Source organism: Streptomyces sp. NPDC050546 (assembly GCF_044457425.1).
Lineage (GTDB): Bacteria > Actinomycetota > Actinomycetes > Streptomycetales > Streptomycetaceae > Streptomyces.
This window is the reverse complement of the sequence record NZ_JBITGX010000002.1, coordinates 533,688-549,274: the sequence shown is the minus strand read 5'-3', so window position 1 is coordinate 549,274 and position 15,587 is coordinate 533,688. Positions and strand designations below refer to the sequence as shown.

Annotated in this window: 11 protein-coding genes; 6 read left to right on the top strand and 5 right to left on the bottom strand. The window is 70.6% G+C overall.

All coding sequences use genetic code 11. From position 1 onward, the window contains the following. Positions 1-621 precede the first annotated feature (621 nt). Entirely contained in the window at positions 622-5,430 is a 4,809-nt protein-coding gene (locus ACIBK5_RS07170) for an RICIN domain-containing protein (RefSeq protein ID WP_399017310.1), read from the top strand. A 13-nt stretch (positions 5,431-5,443) separates the two neighbouring features. Continuing rightward, the gene (locus ACIBK5_RS07165; RefSeq protein WP_399017040.1) at positions 5,444-6,046 is read left to right on the top strand and encodes a contact-dependent growth inhibition system immunity protein; all 603 of its coding nucleotides are present in this window, start codon (positions 5,444-5,446) and stop codon (positions 6,044-6,046) included. Between the two features lie 100 nt (positions 6,047-6,146). Here the strand turns inward: ACIBK5_RS07165 and ACIBK5_RS07160 are convergent, their stop codons facing one another. Further along, a complete protein-coding gene (locus ACIBK5_RS07160) occupies positions 6,147-7,703 on the bottom strand; it encodes an AbgT family transporter (protein ID WP_399017038.1) in 1,557 nt (518 codons plus the stop codon). 12 nt (positions 7,704-7,715) lie between these two features. Then, entirely contained in the window at positions 7,716-9,041 is a 1,326-nt protein-coding gene (locus ACIBK5_RS07155) for an amidohydrolase family protein (protein WP_399017308.1), read from the bottom strand. A gap of 104 nt (positions 9,042-9,145) precedes the next feature. On the opposite strand from ACIBK5_RS07155, the gene ACIBK5_RS07150 reads away from it, so the two are divergent. The 3 genes from ACIBK5_RS07150 to argB all read left to right on the top strand — a co-directional run bounded on the left by ACIBK5_RS07150 (position 9,146) and on the right by argB (position 12,007). Then, on the top strand, positions 9,146-10,156 hold the full coding sequence (locus tag ACIBK5_RS07150) for an Lrp/AsnC family transcriptional regulator (RefSeq protein ID WP_399017037.1): 1,011 nt from the start codon (positions 9,146-9,148) through the stop codon (positions 10,154-10,156). A 226-nt stretch (positions 10,157-10,382) separates the two neighbouring features. Continuing rightward, the gene (locus ACIBK5_RS07145; RefSeq protein WP_399017035.1) at positions 10,383-11,039 is read left to right on the top strand and encodes an isochorismatase family protein; all 657 of its coding nucleotides are present in this window, start codon (positions 10,383-10,385) and stop codon (positions 11,037-11,039) included. 131 nt (positions 11,040-11,170) lie between these two features. Continuing rightward, a complete protein-coding gene (gene argB, locus ACIBK5_RS07140) occupies positions 11,171-12,007 on the top strand; it encodes an acetylglutamate kinase (RefSeq protein WP_399017307.1) in 837 nt (278 codons plus the stop codon). Here the strand turns inward: argB and ACIBK5_RS07135 are convergent. Genes ACIBK5_RS07135 through ACIBK5_RS07125 form a run of 3 tightly spaced genes read right to left on the bottom strand, consistent with a single transcriptional unit; the run spans position 11,994 to position 14,341 of the window. Further along, positions 11,994-12,512, bottom strand: coding sequence for a GNAT family N-acetyltransferase (locus ACIBK5_RS07135; RefSeq protein ID WP_399017033.1), 519 nt, complete (start codon positions 12,510-12,512; stop codon positions 11,994-11,996). The genes argB and ACIBK5_RS07135 overlap by 14 nt on opposite strands. 33 nt (positions 12,513-12,545) lie before the next feature. After that, positions 12,546-14,120, bottom strand: a complete 1,575-nt coding sequence (locus ACIBK5_RS07130; protein ID WP_399017031.1) for an amidohydrolase — start codon at positions 14,118-14,120, stop codon at positions 12,546-12,548. 8 nt (positions 14,121-14,128) lie between these two features. Further along, positions 14,129-14,341, bottom strand: a complete 213-nt coding sequence (locus tag ACIBK5_RS07125) for an MbtH family protein (RefSeq protein WP_399017030.1) — start codon at positions 14,339-14,341, stop codon at positions 14,129-14,131. Between the two features lie 94 nt (positions 14,342-14,435). On the opposite strand from ACIBK5_RS07125, the gene ACIBK5_RS07120 reads away from it, so the two are divergent. Continuing rightward, complete coding sequence (locus ACIBK5_RS07120; RefSeq protein ID WP_399017028.1) at positions 14,436-15,545, top strand: alpha/beta hydrolase-fold protein; 1,110 nt, start codon at positions 14,436-14,438, stop codon at positions 15,543-15,545. The last annotated feature ends 42 nt before the right edge of the window (positions 15,546-15,587 follow it).

Sequence of the window (15,587 nt, the reverse complement as noted above, 5' to 3'; positions counted from 1 at the left end):
AGACGGCCGCCCCGGGGGTATCGGGGAGGTCATCGGGTTCGCTGTTCAGGCGAATCCGATGACCTCGTCAGTGATGGGCAAATTCCGGTCAACTTTGATGCGGTAATCGCGCCAACCTGACACACCTTCACGTCTGCTTCACACGTAATCCCGAGCTTGAGCACGGAAGTTGTCCACGTCGAGATCCGTGAGCCTCGACCGGCACGTTTGCGGCGGCCAACTCCGAGATCAAGATTTGACTTGTCCTGTCCCGTTCATGTGCGCGTATGGTGATCGTCGCGACGGGCGGCTGCTGACCACTCCGCCATCGCGTGAGTCAACCGGCGGCCGGGGGAACGGTGTCGCCACGGGGAGAGGTTGGTCGCCATGCCGCGATTCCGGCACTTCACGCATGCTGTTTCAGCCTGCTCCGCCCGTTGCTCCGGTCTCCGTACCGAGACGACGGCCTGATCTTCCCTGTCGCTTCCGCCTCTTCGGGCGGTCACCCCCGCCTGCCTTCCTTTGCGATGAAGGGATGCTCTGTTGCGCCCGAGACAAGGGTTCTTCAGCTCCAGAACCAGTACCAGACCAAGAAGATCCGGTCTCCGCACTCCCGTCGTCACGTCCGTCGTGGCCGTCACCATGCTGAGCGGACTGGCTGTCCAGCCGGACGTACTCCAGTTGACCGCCGCGAAGACCGCGGCGGCGAACGACTCGTACGACTGGAACGAGGACACGGCTGCCGAGCAGTTGCGGCAGGACCAGTGCCTGATGGCCGATGTGCTGCGTCTGGGTGGGCCGTCGATGGCCACGACGGCGCAGGACGGTCTCAACCAGACTCCGGCGAAGCTGCGTGAGCTGGCCAACCGGGACAACTGGGAGAACACCCCGCTCTCCGCGGCGTACCAGAAGGACAAGGACGCGGCGAGCAAGGAGCTGAACGCCCTCAACGCGCTGCGGGACGGGTGGGGTAAGCCCCTTACCGGGCTGACCACTCCGGCCGGCTTCACTGAGACCGGCTTCCACTGGCCGCCCGGAACAGCCAATGACGGCAGGGACGACTTCTATGGCCAGACCGGCCTGACGAAGTGGACAGCGGAGCGGTTCTGGAAGGACGAGGGGGACTTCTACCAGGACTCCACCCCGAGGGCTGACGCGGCGACGGTCAAGGCGGTCAAGGACCTCGGTGCCCCGCTGTACGGCAAGGACCCGGATCCGGGTCTTCCCAGTGACGAGTGGAATCGTGCGCTCGCCGAGCGGGACGCCTTCAAGCACCTCTCCGACTGGTCGCTGGAGCCCACCGGCGCGGACAACGCCCGTCTCTTCCTCGCGTCCGGTGGCTTCCCCCGTACGGCCCCGCAGCCGGGCACGGCGGAGTACCGCATCGCGGTCGAGGACCTGAAGAGCCGGTTCGCGGCGTGCGCGTGGCGGGATCCGATCGACCCGAGCAAGGTGCTGGACGACATCTCCTCCGCCGCCGCCACCGAGTGGCAGCAGGAGGTCTCCGCACAGGCAGCGCAGCGCAACCAGATCCTGGGCGCGAACAAGGACGCCACCACGGCGCTGGCCGCGGGCGCGAAGGCGCTGGGCGACATGCTGGGCCACTCCTGGACGGCCGACCACCTCACGCGCTGGCAGGACTACTGGTCCGCGGGCGGCGTCGGATACGTCGGTGACGCTCCGGCGGTGATCGAGGTGCCGGGCGCGTCGGGCAAGTGCCTCGACATCCCGGGTGGTGCGAAGACCAACGGCTCGCCGGTGCAGATCTACACCTGCAACGGCAAGGCTCAGCAGCAGTGGGAGGTCTACGGCGACGACAAGGGCCTGCACCTGCGGAACGTCAACTCCCTGAAGTGCCTGGATGTTTCGGGGACCAACGAGGCGAACGGCACGAAGATCCAGATCTGGACGTGCAACAGTTCCCCGGCGCAGACGTGGGAGTACAACCTGCGCGCCGCCACGGCCCTGAAGAACACCGCCACCGACAAGTGCCTGGACCTGGCCAACTTCACGAACAGCACTGACGCGCGGCTGTGGACGTGCTCCGGCGGCACCTCGCAGAAGTACCGCGTCAAGCCGTCCGGGCACACCGGGACGGTTCCGCCGAAGGCACAGTTCGACAAGGCCAAGGCCGGTGTCACGGCCGCTCAGGCGGCGGCGAAGAAGCAGCTCGCCGCGCTGAAGGCCCAGCTGGCGGCAGCGCAGAAGGCCGTCACCACTTCCGACACCGCCGAGCAGGCCGCCTACACGATCGCTGACCAGTCGGGTGCTCCGCGGGGTCGTGGTCTGCTGGTGGGGCAGCAGAAGGCGCAGGTCACCAAGGGTGCGGCGGCTGCGCTGACGGCCATGGTGAAGGCCGGTGAGACCGCTGAGGCGGCCACCCGTGCCGCGGCCGCGGACAGTGAGACGATCACGCAGCGTGCGCTGGCCCAGGCCGCGCAGGCGAAGGCGGAGTTCCGTAAGAAGGCCGCGGAGGCGGCCGAGTGGCAGGCCAAGGCCGCCGCGGATGCGGCGAAGGTGCACCGCGACAACGCCAAGAAGGACAAGGAGACCGCTGAGGCCAAGCTCGCCGTCGCCTTGAAGGCGGAGGGTGACGCGAAGGCGGCCGCAGCCGACGCGCACGCCAAGCGGCTGGCCGCGGAAGCCGAAGAGAAGACCGCGAAGACCGAGAAGGAGACCGCCGAGGCCAAGCAGGCCGAGGCAGCCCGCCACAAGGAGAACGCCCAGGCGGAAGCGTCGAACGCGAAGGAGGCCAAGGAGAAGGCCGAAGCCGCCGAAGGCACCGCGGTCGAGAAGAAGAACGCCGCCGTCCAGGCCCGGGACAACGCCAAGGCCAAGCGGGACGATGCCTGGGACGCCGAGCACAAGGCCAACGCCGCCCGGGCCAAGGCCTCGGCCAAGGACGCGTACGCCGATGCCCACGAGTCCGACAGCAACGCGCAGGAGTCCAGGGCGGCCGCCGACGCGGCGGACGGACACGCCGACGATGCCGAGGCCGCAGCGGGCAGGGCGCGTTCCGAGGCCAACGCCGCCACCCAGGCCGCAGCGGACGCGGACGCTGCCGCCACCCGTGCCGAGGCGGCCGCCAAGCGCGCCCGCGCCCACGCGGACGGTGCTCAGGCGGCGAAGCTGCGGGCGGATGCCGCGGTGAAGACCGCGACCGCCGCTGTGGCCGATGCCATCAAGGCCGCCGCGCACGCCGCCGCCGAGGCGAAGACGGCTGTCGAGCTGGCCGATGAGGCGGAACAGCACGCCAAGACCGCCAAGTCCCAGGCGGACGAGGCGAACAAGGAGGCCGCCAAGGCCCTGGTGGCCTCGGCCAAGGCAGCAGGCTTCGCCCACGTCACCGCCCAGGCCGCCGTGGACGCGGGCAACGCGGCCGCGCAGGTTGTCCGGCCGGCCAACGACGCGATCCAGCTCGGCTCGCCCTACGTCACCACCGACTCGGCCGCCGGCTTGGTCGTCCTGACCGGGCAGGCGTCGAAGTCGATCGCCGAGCAGCAGAAGGCCGTCGCCGACGCGCACGCCAAGAACTCCAAGGAGGAGGCAGCCGCCGCCAAGGCCCTCGCCGAGCAGGCGAAGGGTGACGCCAAGGCCGCCTACCAGCACGCGGCCAACGCGGCAGGGCACGCGGCCGACGCACGCGGCTACGCCAAGGAAGCCCTCGGCTACGCCGCCGACGCCGCCCTGGCCGCGTCCAAGGCGAGCCAGTCACTGGCCCGCTCGATCGAGTACCAGCGCCAGGCCACCGAGGACGCAGCCGCCGCCGACAAGGCAGCCGGCCGGGCCGAGGGCCACGCCAAGGACGCCCGCGACGCCGCCGACCAGGCCGCCCTCGACGCCGCAGCGGCCCGCACCGCGGCCTCGGAAGCCGAGCAGGCCGCCAAGGACGCCCGCGACGCCGCCGAACGCGCCGACGCCGCCGCGACCGAGGCCGAGGAAGCGGCCAAGGACGCCCAGAAGTACGCGGACTCGGCCCAGCAGGCGGCCGACCAGGCCGGCCGTGAGGACGCGAACAAGCAGGTGCAGGCCGGCGCGGGCACCGGGGTCGGCGGGGTCTTCTCCGTCATCGACGACCTCAAGCAGAAGGGAGACCCACAGCGTCTGCCCGACGACTGCTCGCGCCTTCCGTGCGACCTGGTCTACGAGGTGACGTTCGACGCGGTCGTCAGCTACTACCTCTGCGCCAACCCGGACGTGCCCGCCACCGAGTCCGGTTGCCCCGCCGAGGACACGTTCTTCCTCACCACGAAGACGTTCCCGAACCTGACCAAGACGGTCAAGGTGTCGTCCTGGGACGCGACCAAGGGGCTGTGGAAGGGCATCTACGAGTCGATCATCGGCGACTTCACCGGCTGCTACCACAAGATCAAGGGTGATGGTTCGGGCAGCTACGGCGACTGCGCCTGGGCCGCGTCCAACTTCATCCCGAACAAGGCCTACGGCCTCATCGCCGACGCGATCCATACCCTGAACACCGCCCTGCGCCGCGGGGAAGGTGTCGCCGACGCGCTGAAGGCGCTGAAGAAGCTGGACGTCGATCCGGAGACCCTCGCCGACATCGAGCGGACGGTGGACTCGTTCGAGGAGTCGAGGACGGCCTGCAGGCTCAACAGCTTCCCCGGCGGAACCGAAGTGGTCCTCGCCGACGGCAGCCGCAAGCCGATCCGGGACGTGCGCCTGGGTGACCTGCTGCTGGCCACCGACCCCGACGCCAAGACCACGCGGGGCGAGCCGGTCACGCGTACGTTCTCCCACCCCGCCACGGATCTGCTGGACATCACCCTGGCGGACGGGGGGCGTCTCACCAGTACACGGGGTCACCAGCTCTTCGTCGTCGACCGCGGCTGGACTCTCGCCTCGGACCTGCGCACCGGCGACCGTCTGCGCACGCCGGACGGCGCCCTTCGCACCGTGACCGCCCTGCGTGACCGGAACGAGTCGACGCCGCGGACCGTGTACGACCTGACCGTGTCCGGCCTGCACACGTTCTACGCCGTGGCGGGCAGTACGCCGGTCCTCGTCCACAACTGCAACGACCTCGAGGGTGACGACGCCAAGTTCGACGACGCGCACACCCTCGACGAGCATGTGAACGCGAGCCCGGAGCACGCGAGGGAGCTGGCCAGGAAGAAGACGATAAAGAACAACGGCATGGACACGCCGAACAGTGTGTGGAAGGACCAGGAGACGGCACAGACGGTCGTCGACTTCGCACTGAAGGACCACGCCTCCGCGATCACCACGTGGCTCCGGAAGAACAAGACGAACGAACTGTCCTGGTCGGGTCGCTACGGCCCGAAGGACTCCTCCCTGGGCACGAGGTACTGGAAGGACGAGGACAGGGCCGCTGAGGCCGCCGGAAACGAGTTCTTCATCAAGATCGTGAGGTATCGGGGTCCGGGGAAGCACAAGGCCGGTTACTACGTACAGACCTGCTATCCGAAGTAAGGAGGCGACACGGGTGCAGCGCTTCACCGAGTTCGATTTCGGCATCTCGTGGGTGATGGGCTTCTTCCACCAGGACTGGACCTGCGAGGGGGACACGGCGGCCGAGGTCGTCGCGCAACACTTCCCGGAAGAGGCCGACGAGGAGGTCCTCGCGGTTCGCCGCGACGCCCGGACACTCGTCGACAACCTTCCCCCGGAGACGCTCGAGGTGCTGTGGACGGCCGGAGCGGAGTACATGCCGGGCTTCGAGCGGACCACGGGGTCCGAGTGGACGCGGACGGTCATCGGCCTCTGTGAGGCCAGGCTGTCCTCGAAGGCGGATGTGCGTCCGCTCACCGGAGCCGACCTGGAGGACGGTTCGGCCCACCTGGACGCGGTCGTCGCCGAGATCGAGCAGGCGTCGTTCCTGGACGCCGAGGTGCGCGAGGCACTCGTCGACTGCGCTCAGCGCTGCACTCCGGACCTCGCGTTCCGGGTGCTGCTGAGGGCGGCCGTGAACGTCCGCGGCGCGGAGCTGTCCCCGGACCAGTACAGGAGGATGGAGACCATCGGATCGGCCCTCCACTACGGCGAGTTCGTGGTGGATGGCGTCAAGTACCTGGTCGAGGAGCCCTAGCGGCAGCCCTCCGACGACGCAACGCACCACAGGGGCCCGCACTCTCCCGAGTGCGGGCCCCGCGCGTGTCCCGCCGGCGTCATGGGAAGCTGCCGGACGGTCATGGCAGGTGGATTCCGGTCCCGGGTCCGAGCGGCAGGTCGAAGGCGTAGAAGATGCCGAGCACGGCCAGCCATGCCCCCATGAAGGGCAGGATGTAGATCGCGAGCCGGGACATCAGTGTGCCCAGCTGCGCGCCCGGTTCGTAGCGGCGCATCAGGGCCAGGGAGAGGAAGAGGTAGGGGTTGAGCGGCGAGATCATCTGGGTCGCCGAGTCCGCGATCCGGAAGGCCGCCAGGGTCAGCGCCGGGGACATGCCGATGAGCATGAAGGTCGGCACGAAGACCGGGGCCATCAGTGACCACAACGCCGAGCCGGAGCTGATCAGCAGGTTCAGCACGCTGACGACCAGCACGAAGAGCACCAGGGCGGTGAAGCCCGTCAGCCCCGCGGACTTCAGCAGCTCCGCACCCTCCACCGCGAGCAGGGTGCCCAGGTTGGACCAGGTGAAGACCGCGATGAACTGCGCGATGACGAGGATGAGCACGATGTAGCCGGACATCGAGGTGACCGACTCGCCCATCATCTTCGGGATGTCGTTGTGGTGCGTCACGGTACGGGCCTTCACCCCGAACACCGCGCCCGCGATCACGAACGCGCCGAACAGGATCGGCACGATCCCGCTGAGCGCGGGCGACGGCACAAGCGCACCGCCCTCGCCGCGCAGCGGGCTGCCGGGCAGCAGCCAGGCGACCAGCACGATCGCGGCATACGCACCGACCGCGGCCGTGGCCCAGAGCAGTCCACGCTTCTGCTCCGCGCCGATACCGGCGGACTCGTCGTCGGACGACTCGTCCGTGACCGGGGCGGGCAGCCTCGGCTCCAGCACCCGGGCCGTCAGGAAGCCTCCGATGAGGGCGAGCACCACGCTGGCCGAGGCGGTGAAGAAGTAGTTGACGAGGAGATGCGTGGGCACGTCCTGTCCGGCCGGCAGCACGGCCGCGACCTTCTCGGTGATGCCCGCGTACAGAGCGTCGAGGGCACCCACCGTGAAGCCCGCCGAATAGCCGGCACACACGCAGGCGAAGGCACCGATGAGGCCGGCGACCGGGTGGCGGCCGGCCGCCTTGAACACGAGGGCGGCCAGCGGCGGGATCACCAGGACCGCGATGTCGCTCATCACATGGCCCTGGCAGGCCACGAACGCCACCGCGTACGGCAGCAGCCACTTCGGCGCCCTGGCGACGGTCGCCCGGACCGCCGTTTCCAGCAGGCCGGTCCGCTCGGCGACACCGACCGCCATCATCATCAGCAGGACGGTGCCCAGCGGCGGGAAGCCGGTGAAGTTGGTGAGCGCGTGCTCCAGGAACCAGCTGATGCCGCCCCCGGTGAGCAGCCCCTGGATCTCGAGGCGCTCGCTCTGGCCAGGCACCGTCACCCCGACGTTCGCCCGGGCCAGCACGGTGGAGACCACGGCGAGGAGGGCGAAGAGGGCGGTGAAGAGGTAGAAGGGGTGCGGCAGCCGGTTGCCCAGGCGCTCCAGGCCGGCCATGAGCCTGCCGCTGCCGTATCCGCCGGCGGCTTGTGCCGGGGATGACGATGCGAGGGTGTCCTGCATGGCGGTCGCCTCTCAGTCGGTACGGCGGGCGCCGTCGCACGGGTCGGTGCGCTCGGTTCCTTCGGTTCGTTCGGTTCCTTCGGTTCGTTCGGTTCCTTCGGTTCGTTCGGTTCGTTCGGTTCGTTCGGTGAGGGTGTTCTTGCGTATGACGCCCTGCTGGATCACGCAGCGGATGTGCGCGGGTTCGGCGAGCAAGGAGATGTCGGCCAGCGGATCGGCGTCGCACACGACGAGGTCCGCGGCCTTGCCGGTCTCCAGCGTGCCCACCCGGTCGTCGAGTCCGAGGAGTTCGGCGGCGACCCGGGTACCGGTGGCGATGGCGTCCCTCGGGGACATGCCCAGGGAGACGAGGTGCAGCAGTTCGCGAAGGTTCTGACCGTGCGGGCTGATCGCGGCGTCGGTGCCCATCGCGATCCGCAGCCCGTCCGCGATCGCGGCGGAGATGTTCTCCTTGGTGATGCCGGACCAGCGCGTCTTCTTCTCGTAGTGGTAGGGCGCCATGGTCGCCTTGTCGATGCCGTCGAAGACGGTGGACAGGGTGGGGACGACGAACACGCCCTGTTCCCCGGCCAGTTGACGGGCCTCGGCGTCCAGGCCATAGCCGTGCTCGATGCTGGTGACGCCGCCCCGGATGGCGTTGAGGATGCCGGCGGTGCCCTGGGCGTGCGCGGCCACCGGGCGTCCGCCGTGCCGGCGCGCCTCGTCCACGACCGCGCGGATCTCCTCCTCCGTGAGTCCCTCGTCCTCGGGCTGGTCGTGCGGGCTTCCCATGCCGCCGGTCGCGCAGAGCTTGATGACGTCCGCTCCCTCACGCAGCAGCCGGCGCACCGCCTTGCGCACCTCGGACGGGGTGTCCGCGATCTCGCCGACACCGCCGCTGGTGTCGATGCCCGAGGGGGTGGTGAAGTCGGCGTGGCCGCCGGTGTGGCCGATGATGCGGATCGCTGTGTGCAGCCGGGGCCCCTCGATCAGGCCCTCGGCGACCGCGACCCGGAATCCGGCGGGCAGGCCGCCGAGGTCGCGGGCGGTGGTGATGCCGGCATCGAGCGTGCGGCGCAGCCGGCGGGCGGTGCGGAAGGTCTCCACCGTGTCGTCCATGGCGAAGCGCTCGGACAGTGCCCGGCCGTGCTCGGCGCCGAGGTGCACATGGCAGTCGATGAAACCGGGCAGTACGGTGCGGCCCGCCACGTCCAGTACGCGCGTGTCCGGCGGGGTGGCCGGGGCGTTCTCGGCGCGGCCGACATGGACGAGGTCGCCGTGCTCGTCCGTGACGACCACACCGTCGGACACGGGGGCGCGTCCGGTGCCGTCGACGATTCGCGCGTTGATGATCTTCAGGGCCACTGCTACCGCTCCTTGTGCTGGTCGGATGTCGCGGTAGCCTCAGGTCTTTCAGCAGCAGGGACGGCGATTTGCAGGATTCGTTCACTGGAGTACGCGGAATGCAGGATCAGGAACTCAGCGAGCTGGATCTGGCCATCGTCAACGCCCTGCAGATCCATCCCCGCGCCCCCTGGTCCCTGGTGGGCCGGGTACTCGGCGTGGACCCGGTCACCGTCGCGCGCCGCTGGCAGCGGCTCTCCGACAGCGGGGCCGCCTGGGTGAGCGGTCATACGGCGCCGGCGACGGACGACCGGGTGATGGCCCAGGTCGAGATCGTCACCGCGGCCGCGCAGGCCACCCGTGTCGCCGAGGTCCTCGCCCGCGACATCGCCACCCTGAGTGTGAAGCAGACATCCGGCGCCCGGGACATCCTGGCCATCGTCTGGGCCTACGGCCTCGATGAACTCGCCGACTACATCGGCGAGCGCGTCGCCCGGTGCCCCGGGGTCCGCTCGACTCGCTCGCACGTCATCACGGCCGCCCCGTTCGAGGGGAGCCGGTGGCGGCTGCGCGCTCTCTCCGCGGAGCAGCGAGCCCGGCTGCACCCGCCGGAAAGACCACCCGCGCCTCCCGAGCCGCTGCGCCCGCTCGACCGGCGCCTCGTGGTGGCCCTGGGCGAAGACGGCCGGATGCCGCTCAGCGAACTCGCCGGACGCACCGGTACGAGCGTGGCCACCGCCCGCCGCAGGCTCGGCCACCTGCTCGCCGCCGGCCAGTTGGTCCTGCGCTGCAGCCTCGCCCGGCCGCTCACCGGCTGGCCGGTCACCGCCGTGTATTTCGCCTCCGTACCGGCGGGGCACCTGGACGCGGCAGCGGCGGCGTTGCGGACCCTGCCGGAACTGCGTCTGTGCACCGTCGCCGCCGGGCCGCACAATCTGATCCTCGACGTGTGGCTGCGGGGCGTCCACGACGTGCACCGCCTCGAGGCGCACCTGGAGCAGGAGATGGCCCATCTGGGGTTCCGCGTCGCCGACCGCGCGGTGGTGCTGCGTACGGAGAAGAACGTCGGCCGCATCCTCGACCGACGCGGGCACAGCGTGGCGGCGGTCCCGCTGGAGCGGCTCGGCTGACCCTCCCGCCGCCGGCGGACCCAGCGCTCAGCCCCATCCGGCCGGGGCGAATGGCCGACGCCGGCCTGCGCAACGGCGTTCGACGAGGTGCGTGACCACCGCCACATCCGGAAGGCCGGGCCATGCTGCGTCAACTCCAGCCCCACGGAGCTCAATTTAGGTTAGGCTAAGCTAAATTTCTCGTGTGGGTCCGGACCGCGTCGCGTGATCGGGGGAGACAATCACCATGGGCTTGCCGGCCATCGGCTCCTATCCCATGCCGGAGCGCTCCGCGATCCCCCGGTCGCAGGTCTCCTGGCGGATCGACCCGGCACGTGCCGCCCTCCTCGTCCACGACATGCAGAACCACTTCGTCCGGGCCTTCCCCGCCGGCCGCGCCCCCGTGGTGGAACTCGTCGACAACATCGCGGCGCTCAGGGAACTCGCCGACACCCTGGATATGCCGGTCGTGTTCAGTGCGGAGCCCGCCGGGCAGCCGCCCGCGCAGCGAGGGCTGGTCGGTGACATGTGGGGGCCGGGGATAGGGGACGAGCCGGACGCCGCGGCGATCATCGCGCCTCTCACGCCCCGCCCCGGAGAGCACCTCCTGGCGAACGTGCGCCACAACGCCTTTCTGCGCAGCCATCTCGGCAGGCTGCTGCGCTCCCAGAACCGGGACCAGCTGATCATCTGCGGGGTGCACGCGCACCTCGGTGTCCTGCTGACCGCGGCGGACGCCTTCATGAACGACATCCAGCCGTTCGTCGTGGCCGACGCGGTCGCCGACTTCTCCGCCGAGGAGCACGCACTGGCGCTCCGGTGGGCCGCGCGCACCGGCGTGGTCAGCACGACGGACGGTCTGCTGCGCGCCCTGCTCCTGCACCGGGAGCGGAGGAACGCGTGACGCCCGCGGCGCGGAGCAGCGGTGCCTTCCTCGACGACACATCCTTGAATTGGAGTGACTCCGTGAGCGTGACCCAGGCCGACCCGGTCGCGACCCTTCTCCCCTCCCTTCCCCAGCCGCCGGGTGACCTCCTGGGCAGCGTGGTCGTCGTCAAGTTCGGCGGCAACGCCATGGTGGACGCCAGTCTGCAACGGGCCTTCGCGCAGGACATGGTGGAGCTGTGGCACGCGGGTCTGCGCCCGGTCGTCGTACACGGCGGCGGGCCGCAGATCAGCGCGATGCTCGACCGGCTCGGGCTGGAGAGCCGGTTCGAGGCGGGCCTCAGGGTGACCACCCCGGAAACCATGGACGTGGTTCGCATGGTGCTGACGGGGCGGGTCCAGCGGGAGCTGGTCGGCGCCATCAACGCCCACGGTCCCTTCGCCGTGGGCCTGACCGGCGAGGACGCGCACACGATGACCGCCGTACGGCGACCGGCCCTGGTCGACGGCAAGGCGGTGGACATCGGGCTCGTCGGCGACATCGTGGACGTGAACCCGGCGATGGTGCGCGCCCTGCTGGAGCAGGGGCACATCCCGGTCGTCTCCCCCGTGGCACGCGGCGCGGACGGGCAGGTCTACAACGTCAACGCCGATCTCGCGGCGTCGGCACTCGCCGTCGCCCTCGACGCCGAGCGGCTGGTCGTGCTCACCGATGTCGAGGGGCTGTACGCGGACTGGCCGCGCAGCACCGAGGTGATCGGACGGCTGACGGCCGGCGCGCTGGACGGGCTGCTGCCCGGTCTTGCGAGCGGGATGCTGCCGAAGATGGAGGGCTGTCTGCGGGCCGTCCGCGGCGGCGTGCGCCAGGCGCATGTACTGGACGGACGCGTGCCGCACGCGGTGCTGCGCGGCGTTCTCGCCGAGACCAGCCCGGGAACGACCGTGGTTCCGGACGCGGTCACCGAGTCCGTGGTCACCAAGTCCTGACCAGGACCCGGGCGTTGCGCCGCGGGTCCAGGGACCGCGCCCAGGACCGCGGCGCCAGGTCGGCGGTCGTGGGCGTGAAGCCGTAGCGGAGGAAGAGTCCACCACCGCCGGTGGTCGCCGTGAACAGGGCGTCGAGTGATCGGGCGCGGGCCATGGCCAGGACCGCGCGCAGCAGGCCTGCTCCCGCTCCGCTCCCCTGCTGGTGCTCCGCCACGCAGAAGTTGTAGACGACGCCCGCGGGTCCGGCACCCTCTCCCCCCTCGGGATACGCCCGCATGCCCACGCAGCCCTCCAAGGTGCCGTCCGGCCCCTCCAGTACCTGGAAGTCCGCGGCCTGGGCGGCGTAGAGGGAGACGGGGCGTTCGCGCAGCGCACCCGAGCGTACGAAGGGGAGGGACAGGGTGGCGAGCGCGGCGGCCTCGTCGGGGCGGGCGGTGCGCACCGAGAACGACGGCGTGAGAAGGGCGTGCGGCGGCGCGGCAGGGCGCGGCGTAGCCGTGATCAAGGGGGGTTCCTCTTCCTTGTCTCTGAGCGGAGATCAGGCGCGCGGACGGCTCGGGCGGCCGTCGACGTACGTCTCGACCACCTCGATGTCTCCTATGCGGGAGGTGTCGACGCTCCGGGGGCCGTCGCCGAGCACGACCAGGTCGGCGCGTTTGCCGGGGGTGAGACTCCCCAGGCTGTCCTCCCAGTGGCAGGCGTGGGCGCCGGCGACGGTGTACGCGTGCAGGGCCTCGTCGACCGTGAGGGCCTCGTCCGGGCCGATGAGCTGCCCCGAGGTCGAGGCGCGCTCGACCATGAACTGCACGGCCCGCAGGGGCGATCCGTCGGCGACGGGACGGTCCGAGCTGCCCACCAGTGGAATGCCGTGGTCCAGGAACGCCCGGCCCCGGTACATCCACGGTGCCCGTTCCGGGCCCATGATCGACGCGTAGTCGTCGCCGAAGTAGCGCAGGAAGTTGGGCTGGATCACCGCGCTGAGGCCGAGGCGGGCGAAGCGCGGGAGCTGGTCGGGCCGGATCAGCCCGGCGTGTTCGATGCGGTGGCGGGCCTCGGGCCGGGGCCTCAGGCGCTGGGCACGGTCGAGGGCGTCCAGGGCCACGTCGGCCGCGCGGTCGCCGATCGCGTGCACGGCGAGCTGCCAGCCGGCGAGGTGGCCGTCCACGATGAGGTCCGTGAGCGCCCGCGGGTCGTCCTGCAACTGCCCGGTGTGGTCGAGCCCTTCGTACGGGCTGCTCAGCGCTGCCGTACGGGCCATCATGCCGCCGTCGGTGTAGATCTTCAGCGCGCCCACGGAGAGCCGCTCGTCGCCGAACCCGGTGCGCAGGCCGAGGTCGAGGGCGCGTGGGATGCCGTCCGTCTCGTGTGCCGCGACCGGGCGCAGCCGGTCCCCGGACACCATGAGCTGCACGCGCAGCGGCAGCAGCCCCTTGTCCCGGGCGAGCTGGTAGGCGCCGAGTTCGACGGGGCTGTGGCCGAAGAGCGTGCCGCCGATGCCCGCTTCGGCGCAGGCGGTGACGCCCTCGGCGAGGCAGGTGCGGGCCGCCCGGCCGATCGCCTCGGCCAGGTCCTCCTGGGAGTGCGGCAGGCGCAGGGCGCGGGCGGCGCCCATGGCCTGCTCGGCGAGGAAGCCGCTCTCGTGCGGGATGTCGGCGGGCAGCAGGTCCAGGACTGCCGTGTTGACGACGCAGCCGTGGCCGGAGTCGTGCAGCAGGAAGATCTTGCGTCCGTCGCTGACCTTGTCGAGGTCGGCGGCGGTCAGATGGCGGCCCAGGGCCCGCTGGTCGTAGCCGGCGACGCTCACCCAGTCGCCGGGCGCGCGGGTGCGGGTGACGGCTTCCGCGACGACAGCGAGTACGTCGTCGATGCGGGTGCGGCCGGCGATGCTCGGGGTGTTCTGTTTGAACCCGGTCCAGGCGAGGTGCACATGGGCGTCGATGAACCCGGGGAGCACGGTGGCGCCCTGGAGGTCGATCACCTCGCGGGCGGGCAGGGAGGTCACGGCCTCGTCGAGGCCCGCGATCCGGCCCTGCCAGATGCCCACGTCATGGGCGACCGGATGGTCCGGGTCCATGGTGAGGAAACGGGCGTTGGTCAGCCTGGTGCAGAGCATCGGTGAGGTCAGGCGTCCATCGTCGCGGCGAGGGACCTCGGGCGCAGGTCCGTCCAGTGGGTCTCGACGTACTCCAGGCACGCTTCCCGGGTGTTCTCGTCGAAGGCGATCGTCCAGCCCCCGGGTACCTCGGCGAACGACGGCCACAGTGAGTGCTGGCCCTCGTCGTTCACCAGGACCAGGAAACGGCCTTCGTTGTCGTCGAAGGGGTTGGTGCTCATGCTCGATGCCTCCTTGGAGGGCCAAGATTAGGTTAGGCTCGCCTAATTGACTGGAGCTTAGCCTTTGTCCCTTCCCTCTCACAAGGAGACGTTCATGCGCCTGGTCGCGGCCGACATGGAGGACGCCGACGCCTTCGCCGGGTTCGGACTGCCCGGCATGCCCGGAACCGACGCGTTCTGGGCCGCGGCGGGAGCGCCCGCCTCGAAACCCGCCGAGGGCGGGGGCTGGGTGACCCTGTTCCTGTGGCGCGGGTCGGAGGCGAGGGTCGGCTTCGAAAGCTGGTCGGAGCCGGTCCCGCTGCGCCGCTGGGCCGACTCGGACTGCTGGTACGCCGAGGTGCGCATGCCCGAGCGGCTGCGGGTGACCTACCAGTTCCTGGTGGGCGACGCGGCGTACTCCGACCCGCTCAACCCGGCCGGTGCGGGCGGTGACCGGTCCATCGCGGCGACGCCGGACGCGCCGGAGCAGCCGCACTGGCCGGTTCTCGGTGCCGACGAGGTGCTGCCCCTGCCGCTTACCCGGATTCGCTGGGCCAGTGAACGGCTCGGGGGGCGGCGGACCGTGCGGGTCCATCCGGTGGGGGGCGGTGGGCCGGTGGTGCTGCTGCTCGACGGGGACGACTGGCTGTATCTGCATCCGGCCATGACCGCGTTCGACTCGGCCGTGGCCGCGGGTGAGCTGCCGCCGGTCACGCTGGTCTTCCTGCCGGCCAAGGACCGGGCCGGGGAGTTCACGTGCCGGGCCGAGCTGTGGGAGGCGGTGCGGGACGAACTGCTGCCGCTGGTGGCGGAGTCGGGGGTGCGTGCCGATCTCGACCGGCTGGTGGTCGCCGGGCAGAGCCTCGGTGGGCTGAGCGCGGTGTACGCGGCGCTGGAGTATCCCGAGCTGGTGTCGCGGGTCGCTTGTCAGTCGGGGTCGTTCTGGTGGCAGCCGGGTGCCCTGCGGGCGGCTGATCCGTTGGGGGGTGCGGTCGGTGGTGTGATCGCCGAGCGGCTGCGGGCGGGTGTTGATCTGTCGGGGCTGCGGGTGGCGTTCGATGTCGGGGAGCATGAGGCGCGGATGCTGCCGCACTGCGGCCTGGTGGAGAGCCTGGTCGAGCGGGCCGGGGCGACCGTGCGGGTTTCACGGTCGGCCTCCGGCCACGACCGGGCCGGGTGGCGTCATCCCCTGCTCAGGGATGTCGGCTGGGCCCTCGGTGAGTAGTAGTCGTCCGCGGGCCGGTGGGGGCTGATCGCGCAGTTCCCC